The 26,679-nt window shown below is 67.0% G+C and carries 28 protein-coding genes and 1 tRNA gene; 17 read left to right on the top strand and 12 right to left on the bottom strand.

What is annotated here, in order from left to right; all coding sequences use genetic code 11:
- Nucleotides 1-94 precede the first annotated feature (94 nt).
- The 7 genes from ACHMXB_RS10430 to ACHMXB_RS10400 all read left to right on the top strand — a co-directional run bounded on the left by ACHMXB_RS10430 (nt 95) and on the right by ACHMXB_RS10400 (nt 10,137).
- Nucleotides 95-1,846 (top strand): glycerol-3-phosphate dehydrogenase/oxidase, encoded by a 1,752-nt coding sequence (locus ACHMXB_RS10430; RefSeq protein WP_395405021.1) that lies wholly within the window; start codon nt 95-97, stop codon nt 1,844-1,846.
- A 50-nt stretch (nt 1,847-1,896) separates the two neighbouring features.
- A complete protein-coding gene (locus ACHMXB_RS10425) occupies nt 1,897-2,385 on the top strand; it encodes a PTS sugar transporter subunit IIA (RefSeq protein WP_111905253.1) in 489 nt (162 codons plus the stop codon).
- 185 nt (nt 2,386-2,570) lie between these two features.
- Entirely contained in the window at nt 2,571-3,431 is an 861-nt protein-coding gene (locus ACHMXB_RS10420; protein ID WP_395405019.1) for an SURF1 family protein, read from the top strand.
- Nucleotides 3,428-3,928 carry a DUF3817 domain-containing protein gene (locus ACHMXB_RS10415; RefSeq protein ID WP_395405017.1) on the top strand — a complete coding sequence of 167 codons (501 nt, stop codon included), beginning with the start codon at nt 3,428-3,430 and terminating at the stop codon, nt 3,926-3,928. Before ACHMXB_RS10420 ends, ACHMXB_RS10415 begins: the two co-directional genes overlap by 4 nt.
- 88 nt (nt 3,929-4,016) lie before the next feature.
- Nucleotides 4,017-5,606 carry a glutamine-hydrolyzing GMP synthase gene (guaA, locus tag ACHMXB_RS10410; RefSeq protein ID WP_395405015.1) on the top strand — a complete coding sequence of 530 codons (1,590 nt, stop codon included), beginning with the start codon at nt 4,017-4,019 and terminating at the stop codon, nt 5,604-5,606.
- 158 nt (nt 5,607-5,764) lie between these two features.
- On the top strand, nt 5,765-9,910 hold the full coding sequence (locus ACHMXB_RS10405; protein ID WP_395405013.1) for an AAA family ATPase: 4,146 nt from the start codon (nt 5,765-5,767) through the stop codon (nt 9,908-9,910).
- Entirely contained in the window at nt 9,907-10,137 is a 231-nt protein-coding gene (locus tag ACHMXB_RS10400; RefSeq protein ID WP_395405011.1) for a hypothetical protein, read from the top strand. The genes ACHMXB_RS10405 and ACHMXB_RS10400 overlap by 4 nt, the downstream gene beginning before the upstream one ends.
- 18 nt (nt 10,138-10,155) lie before the next feature.
- Here the strand turns inward: ACHMXB_RS10400 and cpaB are convergent, their stop codons facing one another.
- The 3 genes from cpaB to ACHMXB_RS10385 all read right to left on the bottom strand — a co-directional run bounded on the left by cpaB (nt 10,156) and on the right by ACHMXB_RS10385 (nt 12,157).
- Nucleotides 10,156-10,902 carry a Flp pilus assembly protein CpaB gene (cpaB, locus tag ACHMXB_RS10395; RefSeq protein ID WP_395405009.1) on the bottom strand — a complete coding sequence of 249 codons (747 nt, stop codon included), beginning with the start codon at nt 10,900-10,902 and terminating at the stop codon, nt 10,156-10,158.
- 208 nt (nt 10,903-11,110) lie between these two features.
- The gene (locus ACHMXB_RS10390; RefSeq protein ID WP_102973764.1) at nt 11,111-11,398 is read right to left on the bottom strand and encodes an FmdB family zinc ribbon protein; all 288 of its coding nucleotides are present in this window, start codon (nt 11,396-11,398) and stop codon (nt 11,111-11,113) included.
- 147 nt (nt 11,399-11,545) lie between these two features.
- Complete coding sequence (locus ACHMXB_RS10385; protein ID WP_395405007.1) at nt 11,546-12,157, bottom strand: 5-formyltetrahydrofolate cyclo-ligase; 612 nt, start codon at nt 12,155-12,157, stop codon at nt 11,546-11,548.
- 88 nt (nt 12,158-12,245) lie between these two features.
- On the opposite strand from ACHMXB_RS10385, the gene galU reads away from it, so the two are divergent.
- The 5 genes from galU to ACHMXB_RS10360 all read left to right on the top strand — a co-directional run bounded on the left by galU (nt 12,246) and on the right by ACHMXB_RS10360 (nt 15,846).
- The gene (gene galU / locus ACHMXB_RS10380; protein WP_111905261.1) at nt 12,246-13,151 is read left to right on the top strand and encodes a UTP--glucose-1-phosphate uridylyltransferase GalU; all 906 of its coding nucleotides are present in this window, start codon (nt 12,246-12,248) and stop codon (nt 13,149-13,151) included.
- A 6-nt stretch (nt 13,152-13,157) separates the two neighbouring features.
- A complete protein-coding gene (locus tag ACHMXB_RS10375; protein ID WP_395405006.1) occupies nt 13,158-13,778 on the top strand; it encodes a GNAT family N-acetyltransferase in 621 nt (206 codons plus the stop codon).
- 127 nt (nt 13,779-13,905) lie between these two features.
- The gene (locus tag ACHMXB_RS10370; RefSeq protein ID WP_395405005.1) at nt 13,906-14,895 is read left to right on the top strand and encodes a hypothetical protein; all 990 of its coding nucleotides are present in this window, start codon (nt 13,906-13,908) and stop codon (nt 14,893-14,895) included.
- 33 nt (nt 14,896-14,928) lie between these two features.
- Nucleotides 14,929-15,729, top strand: coding sequence for an SDR family oxidoreductase (locus tag ACHMXB_RS10365; protein WP_395405003.1), 801 nt, complete (start codon nt 14,929-14,931; stop codon nt 15,727-15,729).
- Between the two features lie 44 nt (nt 15,730-15,773).
- A tRNA-Ala gene (locus ACHMXB_RS10360) sits at nt 15,774-15,846 on the top strand.
- 62 nt (nt 15,847-15,908) lie between these two features.
- On the opposite strand, the gene ACHMXB_RS10355 is transcribed toward ACHMXB_RS10360, so the two are convergent.
- The gene (locus tag ACHMXB_RS10355) at nt 15,909-16,310 is read right to left on the bottom strand and encodes a hypothetical protein (RefSeq protein ID WP_395405001.1); all 402 of its coding nucleotides are present in this window, start codon (nt 16,308-16,310) and stop codon (nt 15,909-15,911) included.
- 408 nt (nt 16,311-16,718) lie between these two features.
- On the opposite strand from ACHMXB_RS10355, the gene ACHMXB_RS10350 reads away from it, so the two are divergent.
- Entirely contained in the window at nt 16,719-16,901 is a 183-nt protein-coding gene (locus tag ACHMXB_RS10350; RefSeq protein WP_395404999.1) for a hypothetical protein, read from the top strand.
- A gap of 129 nt (nt 16,902-17,030) precedes the next feature.
- Here ACHMXB_RS10350 and ACHMXB_RS10345 read toward each other — a convergent pair whose 3' ends face one another.
- The 5 genes from ACHMXB_RS10345 to ACHMXB_RS10325 form a co-directional block, all read right to left on the bottom strand.
- Entirely contained in the window at nt 17,031-17,372 is a 342-nt protein-coding gene (locus tag ACHMXB_RS10345; RefSeq protein WP_395404997.1) for a hypothetical protein, read from the bottom strand.
- Nucleotides 17,373-17,447: 75 nt separating this feature from the next.
- Complete coding sequence (gene zapE, locus ACHMXB_RS10340; RefSeq protein ID WP_395404995.1) at nt 17,448-17,954, bottom strand: AFG1/ZapE family ATPase; 507 nt, start codon at nt 17,952-17,954, stop codon at nt 17,448-17,450.
- A complete protein-coding gene (corA, locus tag ACHMXB_RS10335; RefSeq protein ID WP_395404993.1) occupies nt 17,954-18,949 on the bottom strand; it encodes a magnesium/cobalt transporter CorA in 996 nt (331 codons plus the stop codon). The genes zapE and corA overlap by 1 nt, the downstream gene beginning before the upstream one ends.
- 25 nt (nt 18,950-18,974) lie before the next feature.
- Nucleotides 18,975-19,400, bottom strand: coding sequence for a DUF1761 domain-containing protein (locus ACHMXB_RS10330; RefSeq protein ID WP_395404991.1), 426 nt, complete (start codon nt 19,398-19,400; stop codon nt 18,975-18,977).
- A 9-nt stretch (nt 19,401-19,409) separates the two neighbouring features.
- Entirely contained in the window at nt 19,410-19,916 is a 507-nt protein-coding gene (locus ACHMXB_RS10325; RefSeq protein ID WP_395404989.1) for an Lrp/AsnC family transcriptional regulator, read from the bottom strand.
- A gap of 156 nt (nt 19,917-20,072) precedes the next feature.
- On the opposite strand from ACHMXB_RS10325, the gene ACHMXB_RS10320 reads away from it, so the two are divergent.
- The 3 genes from ACHMXB_RS10320 (at nt 20,073) to ACHMXB_RS10310 (ending at nt 22,440) form a co-directional block, all read left to right on the top strand.
- Nucleotides 20,073-21,308: an MFS transporter gene (locus ACHMXB_RS10320; RefSeq protein WP_395404987.1), complete on the top strand. Its 1,236-nt coding sequence runs from the start codon at nt 20,073-20,075 to the stop codon at nt 21,306-21,308.
- A 170-nt stretch (nt 21,309-21,478) separates the two neighbouring features.
- On the top strand, nt 21,479-22,177 hold the full coding sequence (locus tag ACHMXB_RS10315) for an ArsR/SmtB family transcription factor (RefSeq protein WP_395404985.1): 699 nt from the start codon (nt 21,479-21,481) through the stop codon (nt 22,175-22,177).
- A 26-nt stretch (nt 22,178-22,203) separates the two neighbouring features.
- Nucleotides 22,204-22,440 (top strand): 2-nitropropane dioxygenase, encoded by a 237-nt coding sequence (locus tag ACHMXB_RS10310; RefSeq protein WP_395404983.1) that lies wholly within the window; start codon nt 22,204-22,206, stop codon nt 22,438-22,440.
- Between the two features lie 48 nt (nt 22,441-22,488).
- Here ACHMXB_RS10310 and ACHMXB_RS10305 read toward each other — a convergent pair whose 3' ends face one another.
- Together ACHMXB_RS10305 and ACHMXB_RS10300 are read right to left on the bottom strand one after the other, a co-directional pair.
- Complete coding sequence (locus tag ACHMXB_RS10305; RefSeq protein ID WP_076801434.1) at nt 22,489-22,998, bottom strand: Lrp/AsnC family transcriptional regulator; 510 nt, start codon at nt 22,996-22,998, stop codon at nt 22,489-22,491.
- Nucleotides 22,999-23,116: 118 nt separating this feature from the next.
- On the bottom strand, nt 23,117-24,388 hold the full coding sequence (locus tag ACHMXB_RS10300) for an MFS transporter (RefSeq protein ID WP_395404981.1): 1,272 nt from the start codon (nt 24,386-24,388) through the stop codon (nt 23,117-23,119).
- A 90-nt stretch (nt 24,389-24,478) separates the two neighbouring features.
- Here ACHMXB_RS10300 and ACHMXB_RS10295 point away from each other — a divergent pair, with 90 nt between their 5' ends.
- Nucleotides 24,479-25,465, top strand: coding sequence for a LysR substrate-binding domain-containing protein (locus ACHMXB_RS10295; RefSeq protein ID WP_395404979.1), 987 nt, complete (start codon nt 24,479-24,481; stop codon nt 25,463-25,465).
- A gap of 39 nt (nt 25,466-25,504) precedes the next feature.
- Here ACHMXB_RS10295 and ACHMXB_RS10290 read toward each other — a convergent pair whose 3' ends face one another.
- On the bottom strand, nt 25,505-26,536 hold the full coding sequence (locus ACHMXB_RS10290) for a nitronate monooxygenase (RefSeq protein WP_395404977.1): 1,032 nt from the start codon (nt 26,534-26,536) through the stop codon (nt 25,505-25,507).
- Nucleotides 26,537-26,679: the final 143 nt, after the last annotated feature.

Raw genomic sequence — 26,679 nt, 5'->3', positions numbered from 1 at the left:
GCGGCCGCCGGCAACACAGTCCGCGCCCTGCCCATCGGCAGGCGTACGAAGTACTCTGGTGAACTACAACGTTCGATGAGGATGGAGGCCTGTCATGACCGGTTTCGGTGAACGTCGGCCGGAGGCCAGCGGCGCCTTGGGCCCCGAGGCGCGGGAGTCCGCGCTGGCTGCGCTCAAGGCTTCAACGGAGCCGGGCAAGGAACTGGATATCCTCATCGTCGGCGGCGGCATCGTCGGCACCGGGGTGGCCCTGGACGCCGTTACCCGCGGCCTGAGCGTCGGCATCGTGGAAGCCAGCGACTGGGCCGCCGGGACCTCGTCCCGGTCCTCCAAGCTCATCCACGGCGGCCTCCGTTACCTCGAAATGCTCGACTTCGCCCTGGTGAAGGAGGCGCTGCAGGAACGGGGGCTGCTGCTTTCCGAACTGGCGCCGCACCTGGCCCGGCCTGTGCCTTTCCTGTACCCGCTGACCAAACACTTCGTCGAGCGGCCCTACATCGGCGCGGGCATTGCGCTGTACGACGCCATGTCCATTTCTGGCGGGCACAAGCGGGGAGTGCCGTTCCACAAGCACCTGTCGCGCCGCGGCACCCTGCGGGCCGCCCCGAGCCTGAAGGACGACGCCTTCGTCGGTTCCATCCGTTATTACGACGGCCAGGTGGACGACGCCAAGTACGTGGCCAACCTGGTGCGGACCGCCGCCTACTACGGCGCACACGCGGTCAACCAGACCGCCGTCGTCGACTTCCTTCGTGAAGGCGAACGTGTGGTGGGCGCCAAGGTGGTGAACCGCGAGGACGGCTCCAACTTCAACATCCGCGCCAAGCAGGTCATCAACGCCACCGGGGTCTGGACCGACGAAACCCAGGCCATGGTCACCGACCGCGGCCAGCTGAAGGTGCGCGCATCAAAGGGCATCCATCTGGTGGTGCCGCGGGACCGCTTCCAGTCAACGGTCGGGCTGATCCTGCGGACCGAGAAGTCCGTGCTGTTCGTCATCCCGTGGGGACGGCACTGGATCATCGGCACCACGGACACCGACTGGCACCTGGACAAGGCCCACCCCGCGGCGTCCAGCAAAGACATCGACTACATCCTTGAGCACGTCAACAAGGTCCTCAAACGGCCCCTCACCCGGGAGGACGTGGAAGGTGTCTACGCGGGGCTGCGGCCGCTGCTGGCCGGCGAAAGCGACTCCACGGCCAAGCTCTCCCGCGAGCACATCGTGGCCCACCCCGTGCCCGGCCTGGTGGTGGTGGCCGGCGGCAAATGGACCACGTACCGCGTCATGGCCAAGGACGCCGTGGACGAAGCCGTCCGCAGCATGGATGAGCGCGTGCCGCCGAGCTGCACTGAGACCATTCCGCTGCTCGGAGCCAGCGGGTTCAGGGCCGCCTGGAACCGCCGGAACCGGACCGCCGAGGAATCAGGGGTGCACGTCGCACGCGTGGAGCACCTGCTGAACCGCTACGGATCCATGACGTCTGAGGTGCTGGCCATCATCCAGGACCGGCCGGAACTGGCTGAACCGCTGCCCGGCGCCGACGACTACCTGCAGGCCGAGGCAGTCTACGCGGCAACCCATGAGGGCGCCCGGCATGTGCATGACGTGCTGACCCGGCGCACCCGGATTTCCATCGAGGCGTGGGACCGCGGTGTGTCTGCCGTCCCGGTAGTCGCTAAGCTTATGGGAGAAATTCTTGGCTGGAGCGATGCGCAGCGGGAAAGCGAAATCAAGCACTACCTTGCGCGGGTGGAGGCCGAACGGCTCAGTCAGCAGCAGCCCGATGATGAATCGGCAGATGCTGCCCGGCTGGGCGCGGAGGACATCGTCCCGCTGCGCTGAGATCGCAGACCGCCGCCGGACGGGCCCCGGCCTCACTGAAGGGACACCACTTGGCGGAACCACTGGACCGTTACGATGCCGAGCTCACCACACCGGACATGGTGATCCTCGAAATGGACGCCGAGGACAAGGTGGACGCAGCCGGCCAGCTGGCCCGGAAACTGTTCGACGCCGGCCGCGTCTCAGACCTCGAGGGCTTCCTGGCACACGTCAACGCCCGTGAGCACCAGCTGGCCACCGGCCTGCCCGGGGGAGTGGGCCTGCCGCACGCCCGCAGCGAGTTTGTTTCCGAGACCTCAATCGCCGTCGGAATCACCAAGTACGGCAAGGCCCTGGACTTTGGCGCCGCGGATGGGCCCGCCACGGTGGTCCTGCTCATCGCCACGCCGGCGAGCTCGTTCTCCGATCACCTCGAGGTCCTCGCCACCCTGGCGCGGTCCCTGTCCAAGGAATCCTTCCGCGAGTCGCTGCGCCGGGCCTACGATGCCGACATCATCGCAGAGCTCATCAACTCAAGCCTGGTCTTCTTCGACCACTGAGATTGGGGCAGGGCCCTTTCGTGTCGACTCCGTCGCCACGTAGGGACCCGGCTGCCCCACTCTAGGGGCAGGGCCCTTTCGTGTCGACTCCGTCGCCACGTAGGGACCAGGCCTGGCCTGCTCTTGGGGCAGGACCCTGGGCAGGCGTTTCGTTGTTCTACACACGGACGAAGTAACGTTAAGGGGTGTGGAAAACAGCCCTCCAGCCCCGGTGGATCGCAGGCCTGGTCTTTGCGATCGCCGTTTCGGGTGTCTTTGTGCTCCTGAGCCAATGGCAGTTCGGCCGTTCCACGCAGCCCGAAGTGCCGGTCAGCCCCACCACGGAGCAGGTCCAGGCCCTGACGAAAACCCTGCAGCCCGGTGACTTCTTCCGCGGCTCGGTGGCGGACCAGATGGTCACGGCATCCGGCACCTACGATCCGGCAAAGCAGGTCCTGGTTCCGGGCCGGCTCAAGGACGGCAAGACCGGGTACTGGGTGGTCACGGCCTTCGCGGTGGCCGACGCCCCGGTCCTCAAGGGCGCCGCTGCCTCGCCGAAAACCTACATACCCGTGGCCCGCGGCTGGATCGCCGATCCCGCCGACGCCAGCGCCCCGCCGTCGGGCGTTATCCGGCTGACCGGACGGCTGCTGCCGTCCGAGGCCCCGGTGCCCAACACGGCCCCTGAACCCGGCCGGGCTACGGCCGTGTCCGTGGCCGAGCTCATCAATGCCTGGAACGTCAGCAGCTACCCGGCCTTCGTTTCCGCCACGGCGGAAAAGTCGGGAACGGCCGACGTCGGTGCTGCCGCCGGCAGCGGCCTGGAGCCGCTCAGCATCGCGGCGCAGCCCCCGGCCGCGAAGGTCAACTGGCTGAACCTGTTCTACTCCGTGGAGTGGATCGTTTTCGCCGGCTTCGCCCTGTTCATCTGGTGGCGGCTGGTCAAGGACGACTACCGCAGAAGCCTCGAGGACGCCGAGGATGACGCCAGCAGCGACCACGCCGCCGGTGGCAGCGGACCAGAACCTACCCAACCCAACGAGATCCAACAAAAGGTACAGCCATGATCGAACCCAAGCCGGCCATCCAGCCCTCGAACCCTGCCGGGGCGGCGAAGAAGCGACGCTTTGGCGGCACGGAGGCGCAGATCCGCTCCGCCCTGAAGTTCTACAAGGTCATGGCCTACCTCACGGGTGCCATGCTGCTGCTGCTGTGCGCGGAGCTGGTGGCCCGGTACGGCTTCGGCCAGTACCTCTTCGCCGGCGGAACGGACGCCCTGACCGGCCAGCCGTTCGGCTTCGGCTTCACCCAGGCGGAACCGAAGGGCGTCCTCGGCGGATTCAACGTGTCCGTGACCGTGCTCATCGTCCACGGCTGGATGTACGTCGTGTACCTGATGTCCAACTTCCGCCTGTGGACTCTGATGCGCTGGCCGTTCGGCAAGATGATCCTGCTGGCACTCGGCGGCGTGGTCCCGCTGCTGTCCTTCATCGTGGAGAAGAAATTCCACGCCGAGGTTGAGGCCGAACTCGCGGCCAACCCGCAGGCCGCCAGCCGCTACTGATCCGCGTTCCGTACTTCAGGGCGTTCCGTGCGTCACAGGGGGCCCGCTCAAGATGCGTCGGGGCAAGCGCGCAAAGTAGGCTAGTACGGTGACTACTCCCACTGCATCCCAGACTTCCCAGAAGCCGGTGCTGGTTGTTGACTACGGTGCCCAGTACGCGCAGCTGATTGCCCGCCGCGTCCGGGAAGCGAATGTGTATTCGGAAGTGGTTCCGCATACCCACAGCACTGAGCAGCTCCTGGCCAAAAACCCTGCCGCCATCATCCTCTCCGGCGGCCCCGCCAGCGTGTACGCGGACGGCGCCCCGAGCGTCGGTGCCGATCTTTTCGAGGCCGGCGTTCCCGTCTTCGGCATCTGCTACGGCTTCCAGGCCATGGCCAACGCCCTCGGCGGCAAGGTGGACAAGACCGGCCTTCGGGAGTACGGCTCCACCCAGACCACCATCCTCGGCGAAGGCCGTTCCGTCCTCGAGGGAATGCCCCAGCACCAGAACACCTGGATGAGCCACGGTGACTCCGTCCACGAGGCTCCCGAGGGCTTCGAGGTGCTGGCCACCACGGCGGGCGCGGAAGTTGCCGCCTTCGCCAACGAGGAGAAGTGCCTGTACGGCGTGCAGTGGCACCCCGAGGTGAAGCACTCCGCCTACGGCCAGCAGGTGCTGGAAAACTTCCTCTTCAAGGGCGCCAAACTGGAACCGAACTGGACCACGGGCAACATCCTTGAGGAGCAGGTGGAGCGCATCCGCAAGCAGATCGGCGATGCCCGGGTCATCTGCGGCCTCTCCGGCGGCGTGGACTCGGCCGTTGCCGCGGCCCTCGTCCAGCGTGCCGTCGGCGACCAGCTGACCTGTGTCTTCGTCGACCACGGTCTGCTGCGAGAAGGCGAGGCCGAGCAGGTGGAGCGCGACTTCGTTGCCGCCACCGGCGTCAACCTCTACGTGGCCAACGAGCAGGAGCGTTTCCAGTCCGCGCTGGCCGGCGTCAGCGACCCTGAAACCAAGCGTAAGATCATCGGCCGCGAGTTCATCCGGGCCTTCGAAGAGGCCGAGCGTGCCATCATCGCCGACGCCGCAGCGCACGGCGAAAAGATCAAGTTCCTCGTGCAGGGCACCCTGTACCCGGACGTCGTCGAATCCGGCGGCGGTGAGGGCGCAGCGAACATCAAGAGCCACCACAACGTGGGCGGACTGCCGGAGGACCTGCAGTTCGAGCTCGTCGAGCCGCTGCGTGCCCTGTTCAAGGACGAGGTGCGTGCCGTGGGCGCCCAGCTCGGCCTGCCGCAGGAAATCGTGGGCCGCCAGCCCTTCCCCGGCCCCGGCCTGGGAATCCGCATCGTCGGCGAAGTCACCAAGGAACGCCTGGACCTGCTGCGCAAGGCCGACGCCATCGCCCGGGCCGAACTGACCGCTGCCGGACTCGACAACGACGTCTGGCAGATGCCTGTGGTGCTGCTGGCGGACGTCCGCAGCGTCGGCGTCCAGGGCGACGGCCGCACGTACGGCCACCCGATCGTGCTGCGCCCCGTCTCCTCCGAGGACGCCATGACGGCTGACTGGTCGCGGCTTCCGTACGACTTGCTGGCCCGGATCTCCAACCGGATCACCAACGAGGTGGACGGCGTCAACCGGGTGGTGCTTGACGTCACCAGCAAGCCGCCGGGAACCATCGAGTGGGAATAGCGTTGTAAAAATGGCCGGCCTCCGCAGGGAGGCCGGCCCTTTTGCTTACCCGGGTACCGCGTCCGGCATGCCCGCAACGGTGCGAAATGCGCCGCAACTTGGGCCGTCCCAGTGTTGCGGTCTCTCAACCGCGGCGGTTTCCGGCTACGCTCGAAACTATGCCCGTATGGTCCAAGGCGTCACGCGCAAGCACAGAAAAGAAGGCAGCAGTGTCAGTTGGTCAGGTCGACTCCGAGGGTTCGGAGGAGCTCAGAAAGTGGCTGTCCGGGCTCAAGCCCGTTACGGGGGCAGACACCATGCTGCGCTTCACCAAGACGCCCGAGGGTTCCATCGACCTCACGCACGCGCACCCTTCGGGCCTGGCGCAGCTCATGGCCGGACGCCGCACGAGGCTTTCCACCCTGATCCGCGACCAGCAGCAGTACGTCGTGGCTGCGCGGGCCTGCCGGAACCTGCGCTCCAAGATCTTCGAACTGGCCAATGACCGCGGCATCGAAGCCGGATACTTCTCGGCCGGCACCGTGGTGTGGACCTCCGCCGTCGGCGGCAAACCCCAGCGCGTCTCGGCACCGGTGATGCTGACCGCCATGTCCCTCACCATCCGCCCCGGGGAAGACGACTACGAACTGCAGCTCACAGAACAGGCGCGCATCAACCCCGCCCTGATCCGTCACCTGAAAACCATCCACGGGATCGTGTTCGACGTCAACGCGGTCACACGGATGGCGTACAGCACGGCGCGGTTCGACCCCCTGCCCGTGCTGGACCGGATCAGCACCCTGGTCAAGCCGATCCACGGCGCCGACGTGGAGCACAACCTGCTTGTCTCGACCTTCGCGGACCTTTCCGGGAACCTCGACGATCCGTGGATCAACGGCCAGAACGAACTGGTGTCCTCGCTGGCCAAGACGGCGTCGGGTGAGGTCGTTGACGTGCCAGCGCTCCAGCCCGGCCGCTTCCCCAGCGTGGACGAGCGGGACCCGGCGGAAGAGCTGCTGCTCCTCGACGCCGACGCCGACCAGCAGTATGTGATTGACGCCGTTCGTGCCGGGGACTCGTTGGTGGTAAGCAGCCCGCCCGGCACCGGCCAGACCCAGACGGCCATCAACACGATCGGTGCCCTCGTGGACGAAGGCAAGACCGTCCTGGTGGTGGGGGACCGGCGTGCCAGCCTCAACGAGGTGGCCGGGCGCCTCGAGGGCCTGGGCCTGGACTCCATCCTTTTTCAGTTGTCCGGAAACGCAACACCGCAACAGCTCAAGGGCCAGTTGGTGCGCGCCATCGTGCGCAACGAGAAGGCCCAGGAACCGCAGCTGGGCGGCCTGCACAAGACCCTCACCGAGCACCGCCATGCGCTTCTGGACCACGTTGCGTCGCTGCACAACGTCCGGCAGCGGTGGGGCTGCTCGCCCTATCAGGCGATGCAGTCGCTCGCGGAACTCACCTCCATCCAGCCAGCCCCGGCCACCACCGTCCGCCTGAAGCGCAGCGTCCTGGACAGCATCCGGGATCGCGAGGAGCTCGCCGGACGTCTGAAGCGCGCCGCCGAACTCGGTGCGTTCAGCAGGGCGTCGACCACCAGTCCCTGGCACGGTGCGCGGCTGGTGACGCGCAAGGAAACCGAGGAAGCGCAGGAGCTGGCGCGTGCGGTGGCGAAAAAGCTGCCGCTGCTCCAGGAACGGATGCAGGACGTGGCCAGCCACGCAGAAATCCGCCTGGGCACCACCTTCGCCGAATGGGGCTCCCAGCTCAAGCTCCTGGTGGCCGTCCGCGAAAGCCTGGACAAGTTCACCCCCGATATTTTTGACCGGCCCGTGACCGACCTGATTTCCGCCACGGCGTCCTCGTCCTGGCGCAGGGAGCGAGGCATCGACATGGCCTCGATGCAGCGGTCCCGCCTGCGACGGGTGGCCAAGGAGTACGTCCGGCCGGGAGTGCATATCGCCGATTTGCACAGTTCTCTGGTGCTGGTCCAGGAACAGCGTGCCCAGTGGGCCGGCTACGCCACCACGCAGCGGCATCCGGCCGTGCCGTCCGGCTTGGCGGAAATCAGCATCATGCACCGCGGACTGACCCGCGAGATGAAGATGCTGGGCGACGCCCTGCGGCATACGGCCGCCGGCGGTTCGCTTGAAAACATTCCGTATCCGGAGCTCATGGAGCGACTGGAACGGCTGGTCGCGGACACTCAGACGCTGCAGACCCTGCCCGAGCGCACGCTGCTCATCGAGAACATGCGCGAGCACGGGCTGGGGGAGCTGCTGGCGGACCTCTCCGAGCGCGAGGTCGGGGCCGGTTCCGTCGCTGCCGAACTTGACCTTGCCTGGTGGCAGTCGGCCCTCGAAGCCATGATCAGCGGTGACGACTACCTTGCCATGTCCGACGGCGACGCGCTCCGCCAGCTTGAGGCGGAGTACCGGCTCGCGGACAACGCGCACATCGCCAGCGGCGCCGGGCGGCTGCGATGGAAGCTGGCCGGGCGCTGGCGCGAGGGCATCGAGGAGCATGCCCGCCAGGCGGACCTGCTCCGGAGCCTGCTCAAGGACGGCCGTGTCACGCTGGCTGCGCTGACGGCGCAGGCGCCCGGGCTGGTTCCCATGCTGGTGCCCGTCTGGTCGGTCAGCCCTTATCTCATGACCGGACTCCTCCCGGCTGAGCAAAAGTTTGACGCCGTGGTGATCCTGGATGCCGAGGCGACGTCGCTGCAGGCCGTGCTTCCGGCCGTCGCCCGCGCCCGGCAGGTGATCGCCTTCGGCGACGACAGGATCGCCAGCCCCCGCACCTTTACGGTCGCGGTGGAGCGCCTCGCCGCCGGCGAACAGTCGCATCAGAGTGTCGAAAGCGCGTTCACCGCCCTTTCGGCGGTGCTGCCGACGGCCCCGCTGCGCTCCGTCTACCGCGCGGTGGACGAAGACCTGGTGCTGCAGCTGAGCAAGAACTTCTACGACGGCGGCCTCCGCCGGCTGCCCGAGGGCCAGTCGGCCACCGGGCTGGACCGTGCCCTGACAGTGGAGTACCTGCCCGACGGCACCGGCCTGCCCAGCGCGGACCATGAGGGCGTCGAATCGGTGGTGGCCGAAGTCAACCGGGTGGTTGAACTCGTGTTCGAACACGCCCGGCTCCGGCCCCGGACCTCGCTGGCTGTGGTGACCGCAAGCCTCCGGCACGCGGCACGCATCGGCGAGTCCATCCGGCAACAGTTGCCGAACCATCCCTCGCTGTCCGGATTCTTCACGGCGGGTGACGAATCCTTCAGGGTCGTGGACCTGGAACGCGCCCAGGGGCTGGTCCGCGACCGTGTGATCTTCTCGCCGGGCTACGGGCGGACGCCGCACGGGCGGGCACTGCACAGCTTCGGTCCGCTGTCCGCCGAGGGCGGCCGGGCCAAGTTCGCCCTGGCCATGACCCGCGCACGGCAGTCGCTGCACGTCCTGACGTGCTTCAAGCCGGAGGACCTTGACCGGACGCGGCTGGCCCACGGCGCCGTCGACCTCTTCGAACTTCTGGACCGTGAGATCTCCGGCAACACCGATCTGGGGACTCCCGCCTCCCGGGCAGCGGCAAGTGAACAGGCGCTGGGGGCCGATCCGCTGGTTGCTGATCTCGGCGACCGGCTCCGCGCCCGCGGTGCCCGGGTATGGCACCAGTACGACGGCGCCATCGATGTGGTGGCCGCGGCGGATCCGCTCAGCACCATGGGCCAGGACGACGCCGACATTCCGCGGCCGGTAGCCATCGAATCGGACGGCACCGAGCAGTACCGGCAGATGACAGTCCGGGAACGCAGCCGGCTGCGCCCCCAGTTGCTGGAGCGGCTCGGCTGGCGGTACATGCCGCTGTGGACCATCGAGGTCTTCACCGATCCCTCGGCGTGCGCCGACAGGATCGGCGGATACCTCGGGCTTGAGAAGCCGTCGCCGTCGGTGCGCTCGGTTGGCGCACCGGGATTCTTCCTGGACGACGACGTCAGTACCCTCGCGGTGGACGACCTCGAGCCTGAGCCGGGACAGGAGACGGCGTACGAGAACCTGGATGACCGTTTCGGCCAAGAGCTGGGTCGTGACGATGCGGACCAATGGGACGCTGATCAGCCGGACGCCGACCAGCCGGAGGCGGATCTGACAGATGCTGATCAAAGGGACGTTGATCAGACCGGCACCGGTCGGGCGGATGTAGACCAAGCGAACGTAGACCAGACCGATCACGACATTTCCGATATCGACGCCGAAGGCGCCGGAGTAGGCTTCGGTTCTGAGGCTGGCCCGGACGGGCGGGCCACGGAACGGAAGGAGGGCCCGCTGTGACATCCGACGGCGGGGCCGAACGCGAAGACGGAACCGGGCGCAAAAATGAGGCCGCGCCCGGAGAAAAACCCGCAAAGGAGCGCCGCGCCAAAACCGGTGCACAGCAGCGGACAGGTGTCGTGCCCAAGAGGGCTGCCGAGGACGATCCGCGCACCTGGGGCGACGCTGAATCCGGCAACGACCACGACGCTTGGCTGAAGGAGCAGAAGCCCCCGCACTGGGGCTGAGGATGTGCACGGGCGGGCTCACCGGGCGCCGGATCCTACCAGCACGAAAAACAGCTTTCCCTGGGTCGACGCCCCTGCCAAGGCGCCGGCCTGGGCAGGGGTGGCGGCCACGACCAGCAGCCCGTCCGAATCCCCGGCAGCAAGCCACTGGCCGCTTTGGCCTTCCTGAGCGGAGGTCCACAGGACGGGCACTGACTTGGCGAGTACCTTCGAGGCTGATGCCTCCTCATAGCCGTTGCCGCTTGTCAGCACCACGTTCACGAGTTGTCCGGGGGATACCAGCTGGATGGATGACGGGTCTGCCATCCGCAGCGGCACCGCGGCGGACCCGGGCGGCGCTCCCGTCAGCAGGCCAGGACCCACCAGCTGCGCATCGGTGAGGAGCTGGCCCTCGCGGAACGGCGCTGCCAGCTGTTTGCCGTCCACACTGGAGCTGTCAGCGAAAGTCCCCTCCGGTACCATGGCCGGCGGTACGCTGACGGTTTTGACATCACTGACGTTCAGGTCCGCCCCGGCCGGAAGGTCTCGGGCAGCGGCCAGGACGTTCACGGTCCGGGCAGGGGCGGGAGTCAGCTGGTGAACTGCGACCCCCGCGGCCGCGCAGAGGAGCAGTGCCACGGCAAGGCGCCGGTTGCGGTTTAGCCATCCTGCAAAGCGCCGTCCGCGCGGGCGCGGACGGGCAGCGGAACCGGGCAGTGCGTTGCGGCGCCCGGGGCGGACGGCCGGGCGGGATGCCCTTGCGGGGAAAATTCCGGTAGCTGGCATGCCGCCACGCTACGGGCACGCCGCTGGCTGCCGACAGGCACCGGCAGCCGTATGTGGAAAAGCAAACCCCGAAAGTAATTAAGGACTGCCCGGCAAGCGCGAACGGACGCTTGAAGCCCTGGAGTACCCGCGCAACGCAAAGAGTCCGGCCGGGTAGACCCGGCCGGACTCTCGTAGCTTAAAGGCGGCACCTGCCGCGAGAACTCGCCTAGCTCGCGGCTGCAGCTGCCGGGGCAGCTGATGATGCAGACGAGGAGGTGGCGGCGGGGGCAGCCGGTGCTGACGCAGCGGGGGAGGGTGAGACCGTGCTTCCCTTGGAATCGCGCGAATCAGTCCGGTAGAAGCCGGAGCCCTTGAAGACCACGCCGACGCTGTTGAACTTCTTGCGAAGCGTGCCCTGGCATTCGGGGCAGGACGTCAGAGTGCTGTCGGTGAAAGACTGCACGATGTCGAAGGCATGGCTGCAATCTTTGCAGGCATAGGCATACGTGGGCACTGTAGATCCTCCTCTTGGACAAACGACAGGTCCCGTGCTGCCTGGTGTCATTTGCCGGATTCTCCTTGACGGATCACCGCGGCGGAAAGGACTCCATTAGCAGTCGCAGGGCCTGAGTGCCAATTCTATCACCCCGCTCCGGCGAGGTCACGCGAAGGCTACCAGCCCGGAGGGCATGAGTACTGCCTCGACGGGGCGGTCGAAGTCTTCAGCCGGAATGCTCTGTGCGGGCAGGAGCTCGGAGTCGTAGATGATGGCGGCCTTCGGAAGGTGCAGGCCGCCGGCGTTGGCTGCAGCCAGGAACTTGTCGTAGTAGCCCCCGCCCTGTCCGATCCTGTTGCCGCTGCGGTCCACGGCCGTGGCCGGCATGAACATCCCGGCCGCACTCCGCACCGTGTCCAGGCCGTGGCGCTCACCGGCCGGTTCCTGGATGGGCGCATACCGGCTGCGGACGAACTCGCTGTCCGGCGTCCAGAAGACCCAGCTGAGCTCGCGGTCAGGCTCGCAGACCGGGAGGAGGATACTGTGGCCGGCCTCGTGCAGGGCGTGCAGCAGCGGAAGGGTTGGCGGTTCGAAATCGACGCCGAGGTAGGCGGTGAACGTGGCCGGGTTGCCCGCGGCGACAGCCTCGGCCCAGGGCAGGCCATGGGAGGCGATGCCGTCGCCGGCGTTTGCGAGGTCCGCCGCCGTCATCGTGGCCCGGACCTGCCGGTGCCGGGAGCGGATAACGTCCTTCGAAGGCATGGTCCCTGTTGGCATGGGTGTCTTCCTTTGTCGCAGCGGCAGGCGGCGGGGCCGCTGCCGGAAGCATTTACCGTATGAATGTTCCCTCGGATAGATTAGACCAGTGACTTCCACTAATTGTTCAGTCCGCAAGGCCGTAATCCCCGCTGCTGGGCTCGGCACCAGGTTCCTGCCAGCCACCAAGGCCATGCCCAAGGAGATGCTGCCGGTGGTTGACAAGCCGGCCATCCAGTACGTCGTCGAGGAGGCCGTCAAGGTCGGCCTGAGCGACGTGCTGATGATCACCGGCCGCAACAAGCGCGCGCTCGAGGACCACTTCGACCGCGTTCCGACCCTGGAAGCGACGCTGGAGGCCAAGGGCGACACCGCCAAGCTGGAGTCGATCCAGGCCGCGAGCAACCTGGGCGACATCCACTACGTCCGCCAGGGTGACCCCAAGGGCCTTGGCCACGCGGTGCTGCGTGCACGCCAGCACGTGGGCCACGAGCCCTTTGCCGTTCTCCTCGGCGACGACCTCATCGATGCCCGCGACGATCTCCTCAGCATCATGATCGACGTGCAGGCGAAGACCGGCGGTTCGGTCGTGGCCCTCATCGAGGTGGAACCATCCCAGATCAGTGCCTACGGGTGTGCGGACATCTCCGAGATCGACGGCGAAGGCTTTGTAAGGATCAACAAGCTGGTGGAGAAGCCGGACGTCGACGACGCGCCCTCCAACCTGGCCGTCATCGGCCGCTACGTGCTCCACCCCGATGTCTTCGATGTGCTGGAAAAGACCGAACCCGGCCGCGGCGGGGAAATCCAGCTGACGGATGCCCTGCAGGAACTGGCCAGCAGGGACGGAGAAGGCGGCGGCGTGTACGGCGTGGTCTTCCGCGGCCGCCGTTACGACACCGGGGACAAGCTCAGCTACCTCAAGGCCTGCGTGGAGCTCGCCATCGACAGCGACGACCTCGGGCCTGGTCTGCGTGCCTGGCTTCCGCAGGTTGCCGCCCGTTTGTCCGAGTAACCCTTCATGAGGGTCAGCCACATCTGGCCGGTCACGCTGGAGTGCGGGGACATTGTCCTGCGGCCCATCAGGTACCGTGACCGGAAGGAATGGACCGAGGTCCGCTCGCGCAACAGCGACTGGCTGGCACCCTGGGAGGCCTCCAATCCCATCCCGGGCGGGGCTCTGCCCGATTACCGGCAGATGGTCAGGTCCCTGAATACCCAGGCGGCCCAGGCCACGGCGCTGCCGTTTGTGATCACCGAGTGGACACCCGGATTCCGTGATCCGGTTATCGTGGGGCAGCTGACTGTCTCCTCCATTGTGTGGGGATCCGCCCTGATGGCGACCCTCGGTTACTGGGTGGACCAGGCCCGGGCCGGACATGGGATCGCCCCGACGGCGGTGGCGATGGCAACCGATCATTGTTTCCGGACCCTTGGCCTGCACCGGATGGAAATCAACATCCGTCCGGAAAACGGCCCCAGCCTGCGCGTCGTGGAAAAGCTCGGCTTCAGGGACGAGGGCTACCGCCCGCGCTACCTGCACATCAACGGGGAATGGGCCGACCACCGCGCGTTCGCACTGACGTCCGAGGAAATTCCAGAAGGACTCCTCAGTCGCTGGCTGCGGGTCAGGCCCGCCTGACCCGCAGACCGGCAGAGCCGCTGGTCAGAGCCGGGTTCCACGCATAAGTCCATTGATTTGAAGCTCGGCCGCGACACACCGAGACGAATGCCACAAGAGCTCCAACATTCCTCATACGGTTTTGTGTGTGGACTTCCCCCTTAGCAGCTCAGTCATCCTTGTGGCTGCTGTTGCGCTCTGGATCGTTTGGGTCGCCCCTTACGTGCTCCGCAACGGCCGGCACCAGTTCCAGACTGCCGGTGACCTGACGCTGGAGAGCGTCGACGCCGAAACTGCAAACCCGCAAGCCGGGACGGTTGTGTATATGGCCGCCCAGCAGGAGAAACGCATGGACACCAGGAAGAGCAGCGAACCAGCAACAGGCCTTACCCCGGCTCCGTCCGGCAGCAGGCCTGCCGCCCTGGGGGCCGGCGCTTTTCGGATCCGGTACGGGCGGACGGCCATCGCGTTCGTTGGGCTGCTGTCCTTCCTGACGGCGATCATTGCCGGTTTCTTGCGTCTCTTCGCGATCGGCAATCCCTGGCTTCCGGCTGTAGCGCTCCTGACCGGTGTTGGCGCCGTCGTTGTTTTGCGGCGGCTTGCCGTCCGTGACCGGCGCAGGAAAGTCAGCGCTGCCTTTAGGGCAGCCATGGGCTCGCCCTCCGACCGGACGCACCGCCGGGCGCCAGCCGCGGAGCACCTCCCGGAGGCGGTACCCGCTTCGGAGCCCGAGAAGCCCCGTGAAAGCGCACTCTTCGATGCCGAGGCGGAAGCGCCGAAGCCCAAGCCCCTCACCGCAATCGAACTTCGCGAGGCTGCACTGGCAGTTGCCCTTGCGGCCGGCGACGAAAGCGCCGCCGGCCCGGTGCAGGGCCCTGCGACCCCGCCTGACTCCAGCTGGGAGCCGGTGGAAGTTCCCAAGCCGATATACGTCGAGGCGCCCAAAGCCGAGCGTCCGGCGCCCGAGCCGCTGGCGCTGCCCGAGGCTCCAAAGTCCATGGGCAAGCCTTCACTCAAGCAGGGTCCGGCCGCCGCACCCCCTGTAGCCTCCCCGAGTGCCACGCCCGCCAAGCCGCTGACCAAGGCCCAGAGCGCGCTGAGCAACCTTGATGACGTCCTGCAGCGCCGGCGCGCGTAGCGGGGCGTCCGTGCAGCATCAGGCGTCACGGTAGTGGTCCGCATCTGCGTTGCCGGCGGCACGGGCGAGGCCGGCCGTGAAGTGGTACGCCAGGCACTTGGCCTGGGGCACGCCGTCGCCGGTTTGACCCGGAACCCGCCGCTACCGGGTGCCAGGGAGTATTACGACGGCGTCTCCTACTTCCGTGCGGACGTCACCACCGGAGAAGGGTTGCCGGAAGCGCTGGCGGATGCCGACGTCGTCGTCGATTGCCTCGAAGCCCGGACCGGCAAGGCACTCAGGCACTACGCGGCCGGCGGCGCCCTGCTGCTGGGCGAAGCAGCGGCGGCGGGCGTGTCCCGCGCAGTGCAGCTTTCCATCGTCAACTGCGATCAGAGCACCCTCGCGTATTACCGGTCCAAGGCGGACAAGGAGCGCGTGTACGCGAGATCGCCGCTCGATACCCGCACGGTGCGGGCAACGCAGTTCCACAGCCTAGTGGCGGGGATTTTCGGTGCGGGTTCCCGGCTTGGCCTGATACCGGTGATCAAAGGTGCCCGGTTCCAGACGATCTCGCCGGCTGACGTGGCGTCTGCGCTGCTGGAAGCCGCACTGGGACCGCCGTCGGGCGATTCCCACACGGTGCAGACGGTCGGCGGCCCGGAGGTGCTGGGCATGGGGCCGCTGGCCGGCGCCTGGAAGCGGATAACCGGAGCCAGGGGCCTCGTGATCGAACTGCCGCTGCCTGGATCGACAGGCAGATTTCTGCGCGAGGGGAAGAACCTGGCACCCGGACAGCGTTACGGACACGCGACATTTGAGGCCTGGTTGGCAAACCGGCAGGAAAATTTGTAGCCTAGGGAAACCGGCGTTGGAGTTCCTTGGGGAAACGGCGCCACGGGGTTATAGCTCAGTTGGTAGAGCGCTTCGTTCGCATCGAAGAGGTCAGGGGTTCGAATCCCCTTAGCTCCACAGTTACACCCCGGTCTTCGGACCGGGGTGTTTTTGGTTGTGACCGTAGTGCCTGGCAAAAGTCAGGACTCTGCGGAACCGTGGGATTTGGGCGGGAGGTGGCCGCGCCGGGACGCTTCACGGACTACCTGCCGGATGTTGGCGAACAGCACGGCCTTCACTGCTGTCATGTCAGGGGTATGGCCGTGCTTCAGCGCGCTCTCGAGACTGCCGCAATAGGATTCAAGACGCCGCGCACCCGCCATCCCGGAGCTGACCCTCAGGCTGATGATCGCCTCCACAGTCGTTTCGGTATCGCCCCGGGTGAGGCCCTTGAAGATCTTGGCCGCCCGCACGGGAAGCATCACCAGATACTCCTCCATGAACTTCTGCGCCGCATCCTCGCCGGCTTCGTCTATGAGGTCCTGCAGTGCCGCGTCATCCAGGACCGGAAGGTCCTGGCCCTCGTCCGGGTCCTCCGCCATGCAGCCACCTCATCCAGTTGTCCACGCCGTCCTGTGATTCTCAATGAAATGGTCCCGGACGCAGCTCAAGAACCTGCCACCGTCATCGCAGGTTCGGATCAAGAGTTAGCCAGAGTCAATCCAGGGAGCGGCGTCCGGCCTCGCAGGCAGCAAGCTCCGGCGGCTTCTGGCCGCCTCTATGGTTGTCCGCCGGGTCCGGGGTACATCGGGGGGAATGCGTTCCGGACCCGGCGTTCTGAAGCAACGGGTTCGCGGCTACCTTCTGCTTCAGGGACAGGAACAGTCTGCGCCCTGCACATTGTGAAATGCGGGTGCTACCTGATAGCCGGGCTTCGTTTTTACCCCTTGTGTGAGGGGTTGGACGCCGCATGCCCGAGGTTTTCCCAAGCTTCGCCTAGTATCGCTCTCATGAAGCGATGGGAAGCATTATCCGTTCCGCGGCGGCTCAGCCGGCAGGACAAAAAATATGCGAGTCAGCGCCTGTTCCCGGTCATGACGTTTGCGTCGGACGGCGGCCGCATTGAAATCGCTGCCAGCCCCGGCTCGTTTCAGACCATTCGGGAGACTGTCTTGACGAGTCCCAGCGAATGAGGCGCTAGGAGACTTGCGTCTGCCTCCCGGCGCGAGCGCAGGGGCGGCCTTGTTTTTTTCCGCCGCGAAAAGCGGCCACGGGCAGGAGGAGTGCCCCGCCCGTGGCCGCCAGCGTGGAAGAGATGCGGGCTACTGGCCGCCGCAGAACCTGCTGTAGGTGCTGCCGGCCTGCTCGTAGCCGGTCTTCAGCTCGGTAAGTTTCGCCTCGTCCGGGGCTTCCTTCGCGGACTCATCCGTGTATTCCAGGATGGCCTGCAGCGCGGGCCGCAGATCGTCCGAGGACACTGCCTCGATGGGACGGATCTGGTTGGCCAGGCGGGTCATGCCGGTCTTGCCGACGGAGTTCGCGGGGTTCGAGACAACCGTCCGGATCCGGTCGCACGTCTGTGCGGTGGTGAGTTGCGGTGCGGCGCAGGCGGAAGCGGAGAGGACGAACCCGGCGGCAAGCAGGGCAGTGGTGAGTTTCTTCATGTTTCCCTCAGTAGTTGATGTCAATCGATTGTAAGCAGACGCAACCGGCCAAGGTTGGACGGGTTACGGCTGTTGCTAGCAGCCGCGGGACTGCTCATCCGCCAACTGTTCGTCCGACTCGATCCGGCGAAGCGCGGAGAGCCGCTCGTCTATCCGTGACAGAACGGCGGCCAGTTCCACGGGGACGCTGCCCTCCGGCGCACCAAAGGGATCGCCAAGCGGGGCCGGGGCGATGAGGAACGGAGTGACGTCCCGCTCGTGGAGGACGTCCAGCAATGCCATGAACCGCTCCCAGTCGGCCGGGCCGGCTGCGGACTCCGCCGAAGGTGAAGGGATGCCGTCCACCACCCACCCGGGAAACCTTCCCGCCAGCAGAACATAGTCCGCCGCCGCCCGGCCCTCGCCGCACAGCTCGGCGAAGCTGGCCCACAGGATGTCCGGGTCGGCACCCTTGACGGGCAGCGGCCCGGTGGGCAGCGCCAGGACGTCCCGCTGGGAAGCTGAGGGCGGGAACAGCCCGTAGGCGCCCAGCTGCCGTTCCGTGCCGGGCGTGATGACCAGGCCCTGGTCAAAACCGGCCACTAGAGCCAGCCCTTCCGCTTGAAGATGAGATACATCAGCGTGGCGGTGGCGGCCATCAGCAGCATCGCCATGGGATAGCCGTAGGCCCAGTGCAGCTCCGGCATGTGGTCAAAGTTCATGCCGTACACGCCGGCCACAAAGGACGGGGCGAAGAAGATGGCCGCCCAGGACGAGATCTTCTTGACCTGCTCGTTCTGCTGCGCGCTGGCCTCGTTCTGCCGGTTGGCCGTCAGCGTGCCGTCCAGGGTCAGCGCGTTCTGCAGGAGGTCGCGGAAGGAATCGGCCCGCGAAATCACCCGTTCCACGTGGTCCTCGACGTCCCGAAGATTGTGCTGGAGCTCCGCGTCGGCAGCGAAGTGATCGAATCCCTCGTTGAGCTGCTGCATGATGGCCGGCAGCGGATGGATGGCCCGCTGGAACTGGATGACCTCGCGTGCCAGTTCATAGATGCGGCGGGACACCGCGGAGTCGCCGGAGAAAAGCTGGTCCTCGATTTCGTCGATGTCGTTCTCCAGCCCGGCCACCACGGGAGCGTAGTCGTCCACCACCTGGTCCAGCAGCCCGTACAGTACCGCCGGCGGTCCGTGGCGGAGGAGATCCGGCCTGGACTCCAGCCGGCGGCGTACCCGTCCGACGCCCGACATCTCCGCATGCCGGACGGTCACCACGAAGTTCCTGCCAACGAAAATATGGAGCTCGCCGAATTCCACGGTTTCGGTGTCGTCGCGGTACCGGGCCGGCCGCAGAACAGTGAAGACGTTGTCACCGTAGCGCTCCAGCTTTGGCCGCTGGTGGGCCGAGATGGCGTCCTCGACGGCCAGGTCGTGCAGCCCAAACTCCTCGGCGACGGCGGCCATTTCAGCTTTCGAGGGACGGTACAGGCCTATCCAGGCCATCCCGCCATGGCTGTCAAGCGTCTCAAACGTTTGCTCGAGGTTTTCGGGCTCCGCGGTGCGGACCCCGTCGACGTAGACGGCGTTGTCAATGATGGTCACAGTCTGCAGGTCTCCGTCTGTTGGGTCAGGACATCGCGCCGATGATCACTCCCGCTGCGGTCACAGCGAGGACATCATGGCCGGAGTCGATGAGCGTCACGGCAACAGGACGTCCGGCGAAACCGTTGTGGATTACGTGGCCTCCCACCCGGAACACCACTGCCAGCGCAAAAGCGAACCATCCGCCGGCCAGCGCGTTGTCGAGTCCAAGCTTGCTGATCAGCACTGCGAGGAGGATGGCTGTCAGGGCTGCGGCCGCCATCATGGGAACCCAGACAGCGGCGCCGCCCTCCGAGTTCCTGAGGTCCTCTTCCGTCTTGCGCACGGACTCCATCCAGCGATTGCCGAGCACGGCGGGCAAATACCAGACGAAGCCGATGGCCATGCTCGCGATGAAGGCAAGAAGTACCGCCAGCCAGTTGACCTGAAAGAAGTAAGAGAGCCAATCCATCCTCGAATCCTATTCCGGCTGGGCGCCGGCCGACTGCACGAGGCGGCTGATCAGCGGTTCGGTCCGGTACGGGATGTGCGTGTGGAGGGCCAGCACGGTTTCGGTGCGGATCACGCCCTTGATGCGCAGGATCGAGCGCAGCGCGGCCTGGAGGTTCTGCGTGTCCGTGGCCACCACCCGGCACCAGACGTCGCCCCGGCCGGAGATCTCGTGCACTTCGAGGACCTGGGGTATCAGCCGCAACGCGGCGATCACGCCGTCGAGCTCCCGGTGGGTCACCTCAATCGTCACGAAGGCGACGACGTCGTATCCCACCGCCTCGAGGTCGATCTCACGGCCGCCGTCGTGCAGGATGCCGGAGCGCAGCATCCGGCGCACGCGGGACTGGGCAGTGTTCCTCGCAATGCCGAGTTTCTCGCTCAGCTCGCCGATCTGGACGCGGGGGTCGCGGATCAGCTCGAGCAGGATCTTCAGATCCGTGGGGTCCAACGTGTTCAAATCGTCACTCCGGTTCATGAATCCGGCCAAAGATTGATGGTTTTGCTCAATATTCCCACAGAATGACGCACTGGGTACGCACTCCTGCCGCATTCTTTAGGTACCAAGATTCCATCCGAGCGAGCAGCCCCCACAAGGGGCAGGTTCGCCGGACACACAGGCAAGGGCACGGGCATGACCGTCTTTAGCGAACTTCGCATGCGTCCGGCTTCAGCTACCCGCTGGGGCTGGGATGCGTCCACCACCTCACGGCTGGCCATGGCAGGCGTCGTCATTTTCACGCTCCTGGTGGGAGCAAACCTGGCGACCCCGTTGTACCCCCTGCTGCAGGTGCGGCTCGGCATCAGTTCCCTGGGCATCACCGTCGCGTTCGCCGCGTATGTCCTGGCGCTCGTGGCAACGCTCATGCTCGCGGGGCACTGGTCCGACCACATCGGGCGCCGTGCGGCCCTCCTCCTTGCCGTGCTGACGGGGCTCGCCGGTGGCCTGCTCTTTGCGAACGCGGACAGCCTTGCCGGTCTGTGCGGCGGGCGGGCGCTGCAGGGCGTTGCCGTCGCACTGGCCACGGGGGCCAGTTCGGCAGCGCTGCGCGAGCTGCTGCCGGAGCGCCCGGAGTGGGCCTCCCGTTTCACGCTGCTGGCCTCGGCGGGGGGAGTGGCGGCGGGACCGGCGATCGGCGGAATCCTCTCCCTCCTGCCCGGCGCCACCACCACGCCGTACCTCATCCATTCGTTCGTCCTGGCCGCCCTGCTGGTCCCGCTGTACCTGCTGCGCGCCCGTCCCGCCATCAAACCTGCCGCCGGTCCCCGCCCGCTGAAGGCCCTGGCGCCGCGCCGGCCGACGGTGTCCCGGGAGGCCCGCGGCGCATTCTGGCTGGCGGCGGCCGTCGGCTTCCTCAGCTTTGCCGTTTTCGGCTTCTGCCTGTCCCTCGCGCCTAGTTACTTCGCGAAGATTCTCGGCACCGATTCGCGGCCACTGATCGGCCTGCTGGCCGGGCTCACCCTGGGCGCTTCCGCCCTGAGCCAGCTGATCGCCGTCCGCGGCAGGTTTGCGGTGCCCGGAGGGCTGGCGGTGCTGGGCGGCGCGGTGGCGCTCCTCGCGGCGGCTGCTGCCGCGGGCAACCCGTGGCTGCTGGTTGCGGCGAGCCTGGCCGCAGGCGCCGGCCAGGGCGTCGCCTTCCGGACCGTCTTCAACGACGTGGCGGGCAAGGTGGAGGCCTCCCGGCATGCACAGATCGTCAGCACTGTTTATGTGATCACCTACCTCGGAAGTGCCGTGCCGGTGGTGGGGCTGGGGCTCGCGGCGGCGGCCTACGGCCTCGACGCGGCCGTCGCCGGCTTCGTGACTGCGTGCGCCTGCGCGGCAGGGCTGCTGGCAGCGATCACCTGGCGCCGGAGCCTCCGCCGGTAGCAGCGAAGGGCGGCCGCAGACGGCACAGAGAGCAGCGACCAGAGTCGCCGATAGCAGCGGCGGGCGGCACTGCCGTCGTCGTCAAGAATAGTGACTGCAAGAAACAGTTGCAAAGAAACGGTTGCAAAATAACCATTGCAAAGAAATCTTTGCAAGAGTAGCCTTGCGGTATGGCCACTAAGCCGAACACCGAAACCCCCGGCGTGCAGGATCTGCCGTACCCCGTCCGGAAGATGGACCCGGCCTCCCTCAAGGCCCTTGCACATCCGCTGCGCGTCCAGATCCTGGAAATGCTGTCCCGGTACGGGGCGCAGACGGCGTGCAGCCTCGGTGAGCTGCTGGGGGAGTCCAGCGGTTCCACGAGCTATCACCTGCGCCAGCTGGCCAAGCACGACTTCGTTCGGGAAGTGGAGGGAAAAGGCACAGCACGTGAGCGGTGGTGGGAGCGGCCGCGCGGCGCCATTGAGGTCTCGTCACCTGAGCTTGCAAGTTCCCCCGCCACCCAGGAAGCGTCACGGCTGGTCAACCGGGAGTTCGAACACCGCCGCCAGGCAGTGCTGGCCGATTTCATGGCACACGGGGCGGACACCCTCGACCGCGAGTGGCTGGAAGCGGCCATCGTCAGCACCGCCAACGTGCGAATGAACGAAGAGCAGCTGGCCGCCTATACACGGGCGATGGACGCCTATTCCTACCGCCTCCTGGAGGAGATCCGGAGTGAGGACGAGCAGGCAGGCGCCCGTCCGGTCCAGATCCACTTCAACGCCTTCCCCATCCTCGGTGTCCCCGCGTCCGCCGGCAGCCGCGGCCAGCGCAAAGCGCAGCCCGCTGACAACACCGCCGAAGCGGAATCCAACAGCAGCAAATAGTCAAAGAGCCCCGAAAGGAAAGAGCCATGAGTGCTCTATCGGTCAACCAGTCCGTCTCCGGCTACCGCAGTGCCTCCGCACTGGAAGCCATGGCAATGCGTATCGGCGCCGGCCTGGTGGCATGGGCCGAGCGGCGCCGCGCTGTTCCGGAGGAAACCGCCCGGTTGCAGCGGGACGCCGCGCGGCGCCGGGATGAATTGACCCTTCTCCGCGGCGATATTCTCGGCACAGCCCACTCGGGCCTGCTGCTTTCGCGCCGCTAGGGAGCATCGGGAGGGTTGTACCGGTTTCGGCTCGGTCCAGGTGCCGGCTCAGTCTTGATCCGGCAGGGGCCCGTGGTTGCCTGGCATGTGCTCGAACACCAGCGTGGTTTCGGTGTGGCCTACTACTGGGTCGGTGGCGAGGTTGTCCAGAACCCAGTCCCGCAGGTCCTCGGTGGTGGCGACGGCGATGTGCAGCAGATAGTCAACCGAGCCTGACGTGTGGAACGTCGACAGCACGGCAGGCAGCTTGGGGACCCGGGAGGTGAACCGGTCAATTTGCTCCCGGTCGTGGGCGCGGAGCCGGACGGCGATCAGGGCCTGCACTGACCGGCCAATCGCGGAAAGGCTCAGTTTCGCCTCAAACCCCTGGATGATGCCCCGGTCCGAGAGTGCGCGGGTGCGCATGAGGGCGGTCGAGGGGGCAATGCCCACCAGTTCAGCCAGTTGCTTGTTGGATATCCGGGCGTCATCCACGAGGGCCGCCAACAGCCGCTCGTCGATGGCGTCGAGGGGTTCGTGCCCCGCCGCCGGGCGAATATTCTTCGCGTTGCTGCTCACGGATCCTCCTGAAGTGTTCTCCGTTCATCTTAGCGGCGCGAAAGTTGCCAAGACATTCACCCGCGGGCGGCCCTCCCGAACATCTGCAGGTTTCCTGCCCCGTGGGGCGGCGGATTATTCAGGGATGCTGCAGGCTCGCCTTGTCCTGCCGCCGCTGCCGCCGCTGGCGCCCGGGGGCGGGGTGCACGACGGCGGTGATCACCGCCGTCGTGCACCCCAGGATGATGACGGCAGTAGCCAGCGCCTGCCAGCCGAGGGACTGGAACACCAGTCCTCCCGCCCAGCCCAGGATGCTGGAGCCGAGGTAGTACGCCAGGTTGTACAGCGATGCCGCCTGTGCCCGGCCTCTCTGGGCAATGGCTCCGGTCCAGCCCGCGCCGATGCTGTGCGCCGCGAAGAAGCCGCCGGTGAAGATGACGAGCCCTGCCAGAATTAGCGCCAGTACCTGGGTGAGGGTGAGGGCCAGGCCCGCCGCCATGACCGCAATGCCGGCCAGCAGCACCGTGCGCCGGCCGAAGCGCTGCGTCAGCGCCCCGGCCCAGCGCGAGGTCGCGGTGCCGGACAGGTAGGCCAGGAAGATGAGGCTGATGAGCGTGGCGGGAAGGCTGAACGGTTCGCCGGAGAGCCGGAACCCCAGGTAGTTGTAGACGGCCACGAAGCCGCCCATCAGCAGGAAGGCCTGCACGTAAAGTGCCAGCAGCCTCGGGTTGGCCAGATGGCCGGACAGGGTCCTGGCCGCACCGCGGAGGCCTATGCCCCGGGCCGGGCTGAAGCCGCGGGCCTTGGGGATCAGGACCAGGAAGAGCACGGCGGCCACGGTGGCCAGCACGGAGACTGCGAGCGCGGCGGCGCGCCATCCCCATAATTCCCCGGCCGGTCCGGCGACGAGCCTTCCCGCCAGGCCGCCCAGTGTGGTGCCCGCGACGTAGCTGCCCGCGGCCACGGCGGCGTGTGCTCGGTCGATTTCCTCGTTGAGGTAGGCGATGGCGATGGCGGGAATGCCGCCCAGGGCCATGCCCTCCAGCATTCGGAGGCCCAGCAGGACGGGGAAGGACGTGGCCAGCGGCACCATAAGGCCCAGCGCCGTGGCCAGGCAGATTCCCCAAGTCATGGCCTTCACCCTCCCGATCCGGTCTGCGAGGAACGACCAGGGAATGACGGTGACGGCGAGGCCGACGGTGGCCAGCGAAATGGTCAGCGCGGCTTCAGCTGCAGTCACCCGAAGCTCGGCGGCCATCACGGGGAGCACGGCCTGGGTTGAATAGAGCTGCGCGAAGGTGGCCACGCCGGCGAACGCGAGGCCGGCAAGGATCCTGCCGTAGGCCTGTGAACCCTTCGGGTGCCCGTTCCACTCCAGGCTTCCGGGGGCGTGCTCGTGGGGCGTTGGCATGCCTTCAGGGTAGATCTATGCTGACCTAGTATCCAATGCATGATTCATTGGAAATTCATGCTGGAGCGGATTGAATGACGGAGGGAACCCGTGGATATCGGGCACAGGCAGCTGGTGCAGCTGCTTCCAATTCTGCCGCTGCTGGCGGAGCTTGGGCGGACGCAGCACATCACCGAAACCGCCGAGCTGCTCGGCGTTCCGCAGTCGACGGTCAGCCGTGCGCTCGCGCGTGCCAGCGCCGTGGTGGGAACCGAGCTGCTTGTCAGGGACGGCAGGGGAGTCCGGCTGACACCTGCCGCCACGACGTTGCTGCCCTATGTGGAATCGGCGCTCGCCGAGTTCCGTGCCGGCCTGGACCTTGTCCGGCATGAATCGGAGGTGGTGCGCGGCCGGGTGGCCGTGACTTTCCAGCACACGTTCGGCGAGGCAACGCTGCCCCTGCTCATCAGCGCATTCCGGAGCCGCTATCCGCAGACGGAGTTCGATCTCCGCCAGGGCTCCCGCGACAGCTGCCTGGCGGAACTTTCCTCCGGCGCCGCCGATCTCGCGCTGACCGCACCCGTGGCGCCGGCCAGCAGGGCCATCGGCTCCGCGGCGCTCTACCGGGAGCCGCTGCGGCTCGTGGTGCACCACCGGCACCCGCTGGCCGACCGGAAGTCGGTGGCCATGGCCGAGATCCGGAAAGATCCGTTCGTTGCGCTCGGATCCGGCTACGGGCTGCGCTCCCTGGCGGAGGCCCTGTTCCGGGAGGCCGGCTTCAGGCCGCGGATCGCCTTTGAAAGCCAGGACTCACACACCGCGCGTGGTCTGGTGTCCGCCGGGTTGGGCGTCAGCATCCTCCCTCCGGAGGGCGGCAGTGGCCCTCGCCTCGGCGTCACCGCGGACACCGGCGACCTGGGCTGGGTTGAAATTGCGCTGGAATCGGAACTGGCGTACCGCGAGATCGGCCTGGCGTGGCGGGAGCGCCGCAGCGTGCGGGAGAGCGAGCCCGACGCCGTGAGGCTCTTCCGGGAGCTGGTGCTCGAGGAGGGGCCCGGGCTGCTGGCGGGGCTGGTCCGGGCCCGCTCAGGCGCCTGACCGGACTCCCTGCCGCCCGGCTCGAACCGGCGTTGCGTGCTAAACGTCCAGGAGCGCGCCCACGGCCTCGGCCACGGGTCCCGTTCTGGCCGAGCGCCAGCCCTTCCCCGCCCAAAGGTTCAGCCGTTCCCGGTCACCGGCAGCGGCTGCTGCGGCGCGGATGGGAGCCGTCAGATGGTGGATGGCGGGGTAGCCCTCGGGGGCGTCCCCGTGGTCGCGGACGAAGTCATTGACCAGCGCCCGTGCGTAACGGCCAGTGAACGCCCGGGTGGGAGTCGTTTCGGTGAAGCGGTCATCTCCCAGGGCGTCCTTGTGCAGCTGCCGCGCGCCGCTCTCGTCCGTCCGCAGCAGCGCCGTTCCCACCTGCGCGGCCATCGCCCCGGCGGCGAGGACCGACCGAACAGCGGCGGCGTCGGACACCGCGCCGGCGGCGATCAGCGGCAGGTCGACGGCGGCCGCCACCTCCCGGATCAAGTCCGCCGTCGACGGCGGCATCCCGCCAGTTTTCGTCTCAGCCAGGAAAGCGCCGGAGTGGGCGCCGGCACTGCTGTGCTGGACGACGAGGGCATCCACTCCGCGGTCCGCCGCCAGCCCGGCCTCGGCGCGACTGGTGACCGTGGCGATTACCGTCGACCCTGCCCTCCGAAGCGCCTCCACCACTGCGGAATCGGGCAACCCGAACGCGAAGCTGACCAGTTCAACCTGGTGCTGCAGCAGGAGGTCGATCTTCGCCTGCCAGGCGTCGTCGTCGTCAAGCACCAGGGGCGGCACGGCCACGCCGTAGCGCCCGGCGTCCTGGCCAAGGCTGCCCCGGTACTCCTCCAGTCTTGCCACGGCGTCGGGGGAGGGGTTCAGCTGTGCATGGTCAGGTACAAAAACGTTGACGCCGAACCGGACGCCGGCGTCCTGGCAGGCGCGGATCTCGGCACTGACGGCATCCGCACTCTTGTACCCCGCGGCGAGAAAGCCCAGTCCTCCGGCGCGGTGGACGGCCTGGACGAAGCCCGGCGTGGACGTCCCGCCTGCCATGGGCGCTGCAATGATGCGGGAATCAATTTCGGCGTGGGGCATGGCCGGCTCCTTGGGGCTAATCAGTAATCTGTTCAGGTGACTAACTCTGACAACCTATCCGGTGCGGCCCCTGCTTCGTCCAGCGCTGCTTCGTCCAGCGCAGCTTCGTCCAGTGCAGCTTCGTCCAACGCGGTCGCGTCCAA

The organism is Arthrobacter sp. UC242_113 (genome assembly GCF_044054585.1).
In the GTDB taxonomy this organism is placed as follows: domain Bacteria; phylum Actinomycetota; class Actinomycetes; order Actinomycetales; family Micrococcaceae; genus Arthrobacter.
The sequence above is the reverse complement of the archived record's forward strand: the minus strand, read 5'-3'. Positions and strand labels throughout refer to the sequence as shown.

Bases quoted from the DNA above. Each gene is read 5' to 3' on its own strand.
- ACHMXB_RS10385 (WP_395405007.1), bottom strand. From the start codon at position 12,157: ATGCCAACAGGGACCATGCCTTCGAAGGACGTTATCCGCTCCCGGCAC.
- ACHMXB_RS10330 (WP_395404991.1), bottom strand. From the start codon at position 19,400: ATGGATTGGCTCTCTTACTTCTTTCAGGTCAACTGGCTGGCGGTACTT.
- ACHMXB_RS10315 (WP_395404985.1), top strand. From the start codon at position 21,479: ATGGCCACTAAGCCGAACACCGAAACCCCCGGCGTGCAGGATCTGCCG.
- ACHMXB_RS10325 (WP_395404989.1), bottom strand. From the start codon at position 19,916: ATGAACCGGAGTGACGATTTGAACACGTTGGACCCCACGGATCTGAAG.
- ACHMXB_RS10430 (WP_395405021.1), top strand. From the start codon at position 95: ATGACCGGTTTCGGTGAACGTCGGCCGGAGGCCAGCGGCGCCTTGGGC.
- ACHMXB_RS10290 (WP_395404977.1), bottom strand. From the start codon at position 26,536: ATGCCCCACGCCGAAATTGATTCCCGCATCATTGCAGCGCCCATGGCA.
- ACHMXB_RS10300 (WP_395404981.1), bottom strand. From the start codon at position 24,388: ATGCCAACGCCCCACGAGCACGCCCCCGGAAGCCTGGAGTGGAACGGG.
- ACHMXB_RS10375 (WP_395405006.1), top strand. From the start codon at position 13,158: ATGAGGGTCAGCCACATCTGGCCGGTCACGCTGGAGTGCGGGGACATT.
- ACHMXB_RS10345 (WP_395404997.1), bottom strand. From the start codon at position 17,372: ATGAAGAAACTCACCACTGCCCTGCTTGCCGCCGGGTTCGTCCTCTCC.
- ACHMXB_RS10350 (WP_395404999.1), top strand. From the start codon at position 16,719: ATGAAGCGATGGGAAGCATTATCCGTTCCGCGGCGGCTCAGCCGGCAG.
- ACHMXB_RS10310 (WP_395404983.1), top strand. From the start codon at position 22,204: ATGAGTGCTCTATCGGTCAACCAGTCCGTCTCCGGCTACCGCAGTGCC.
- ACHMXB_RS10415 (WP_395405017.1), top strand. From the start codon at position 3,428: ATGATCGAACCCAAGCCGGCCATCCAGCCCTCGAACCCTGCCGGGGCG.
- ACHMXB_RS10405 (WP_395405013.1), top strand. From the start codon at position 5,765: ATGCCCGTATGGTCCAAGGCGTCACGCGCAAGCACAGAAAAGAAGGCA.
- ACHMXB_RS10320 (WP_395404987.1), top strand. From the start codon at position 20,073: ATGACCGTCTTTAGCGAACTTCGCATGCGTCCGGCTTCAGCTACCCGC.
- ACHMXB_RS10355 (WP_395405001.1), bottom strand. From the start codon at position 16,310: ATGGCGGAGGACCCGGACGAGGGCCAGGACCTTCCGGTCCTGGATGAC.
- cpaB (WP_395405009.1), bottom strand. From the start codon at position 10,902: ATGCCAGCTACCGGAATTTTCCCCGCAAGGGCATCCCGCCCGGCCGTC.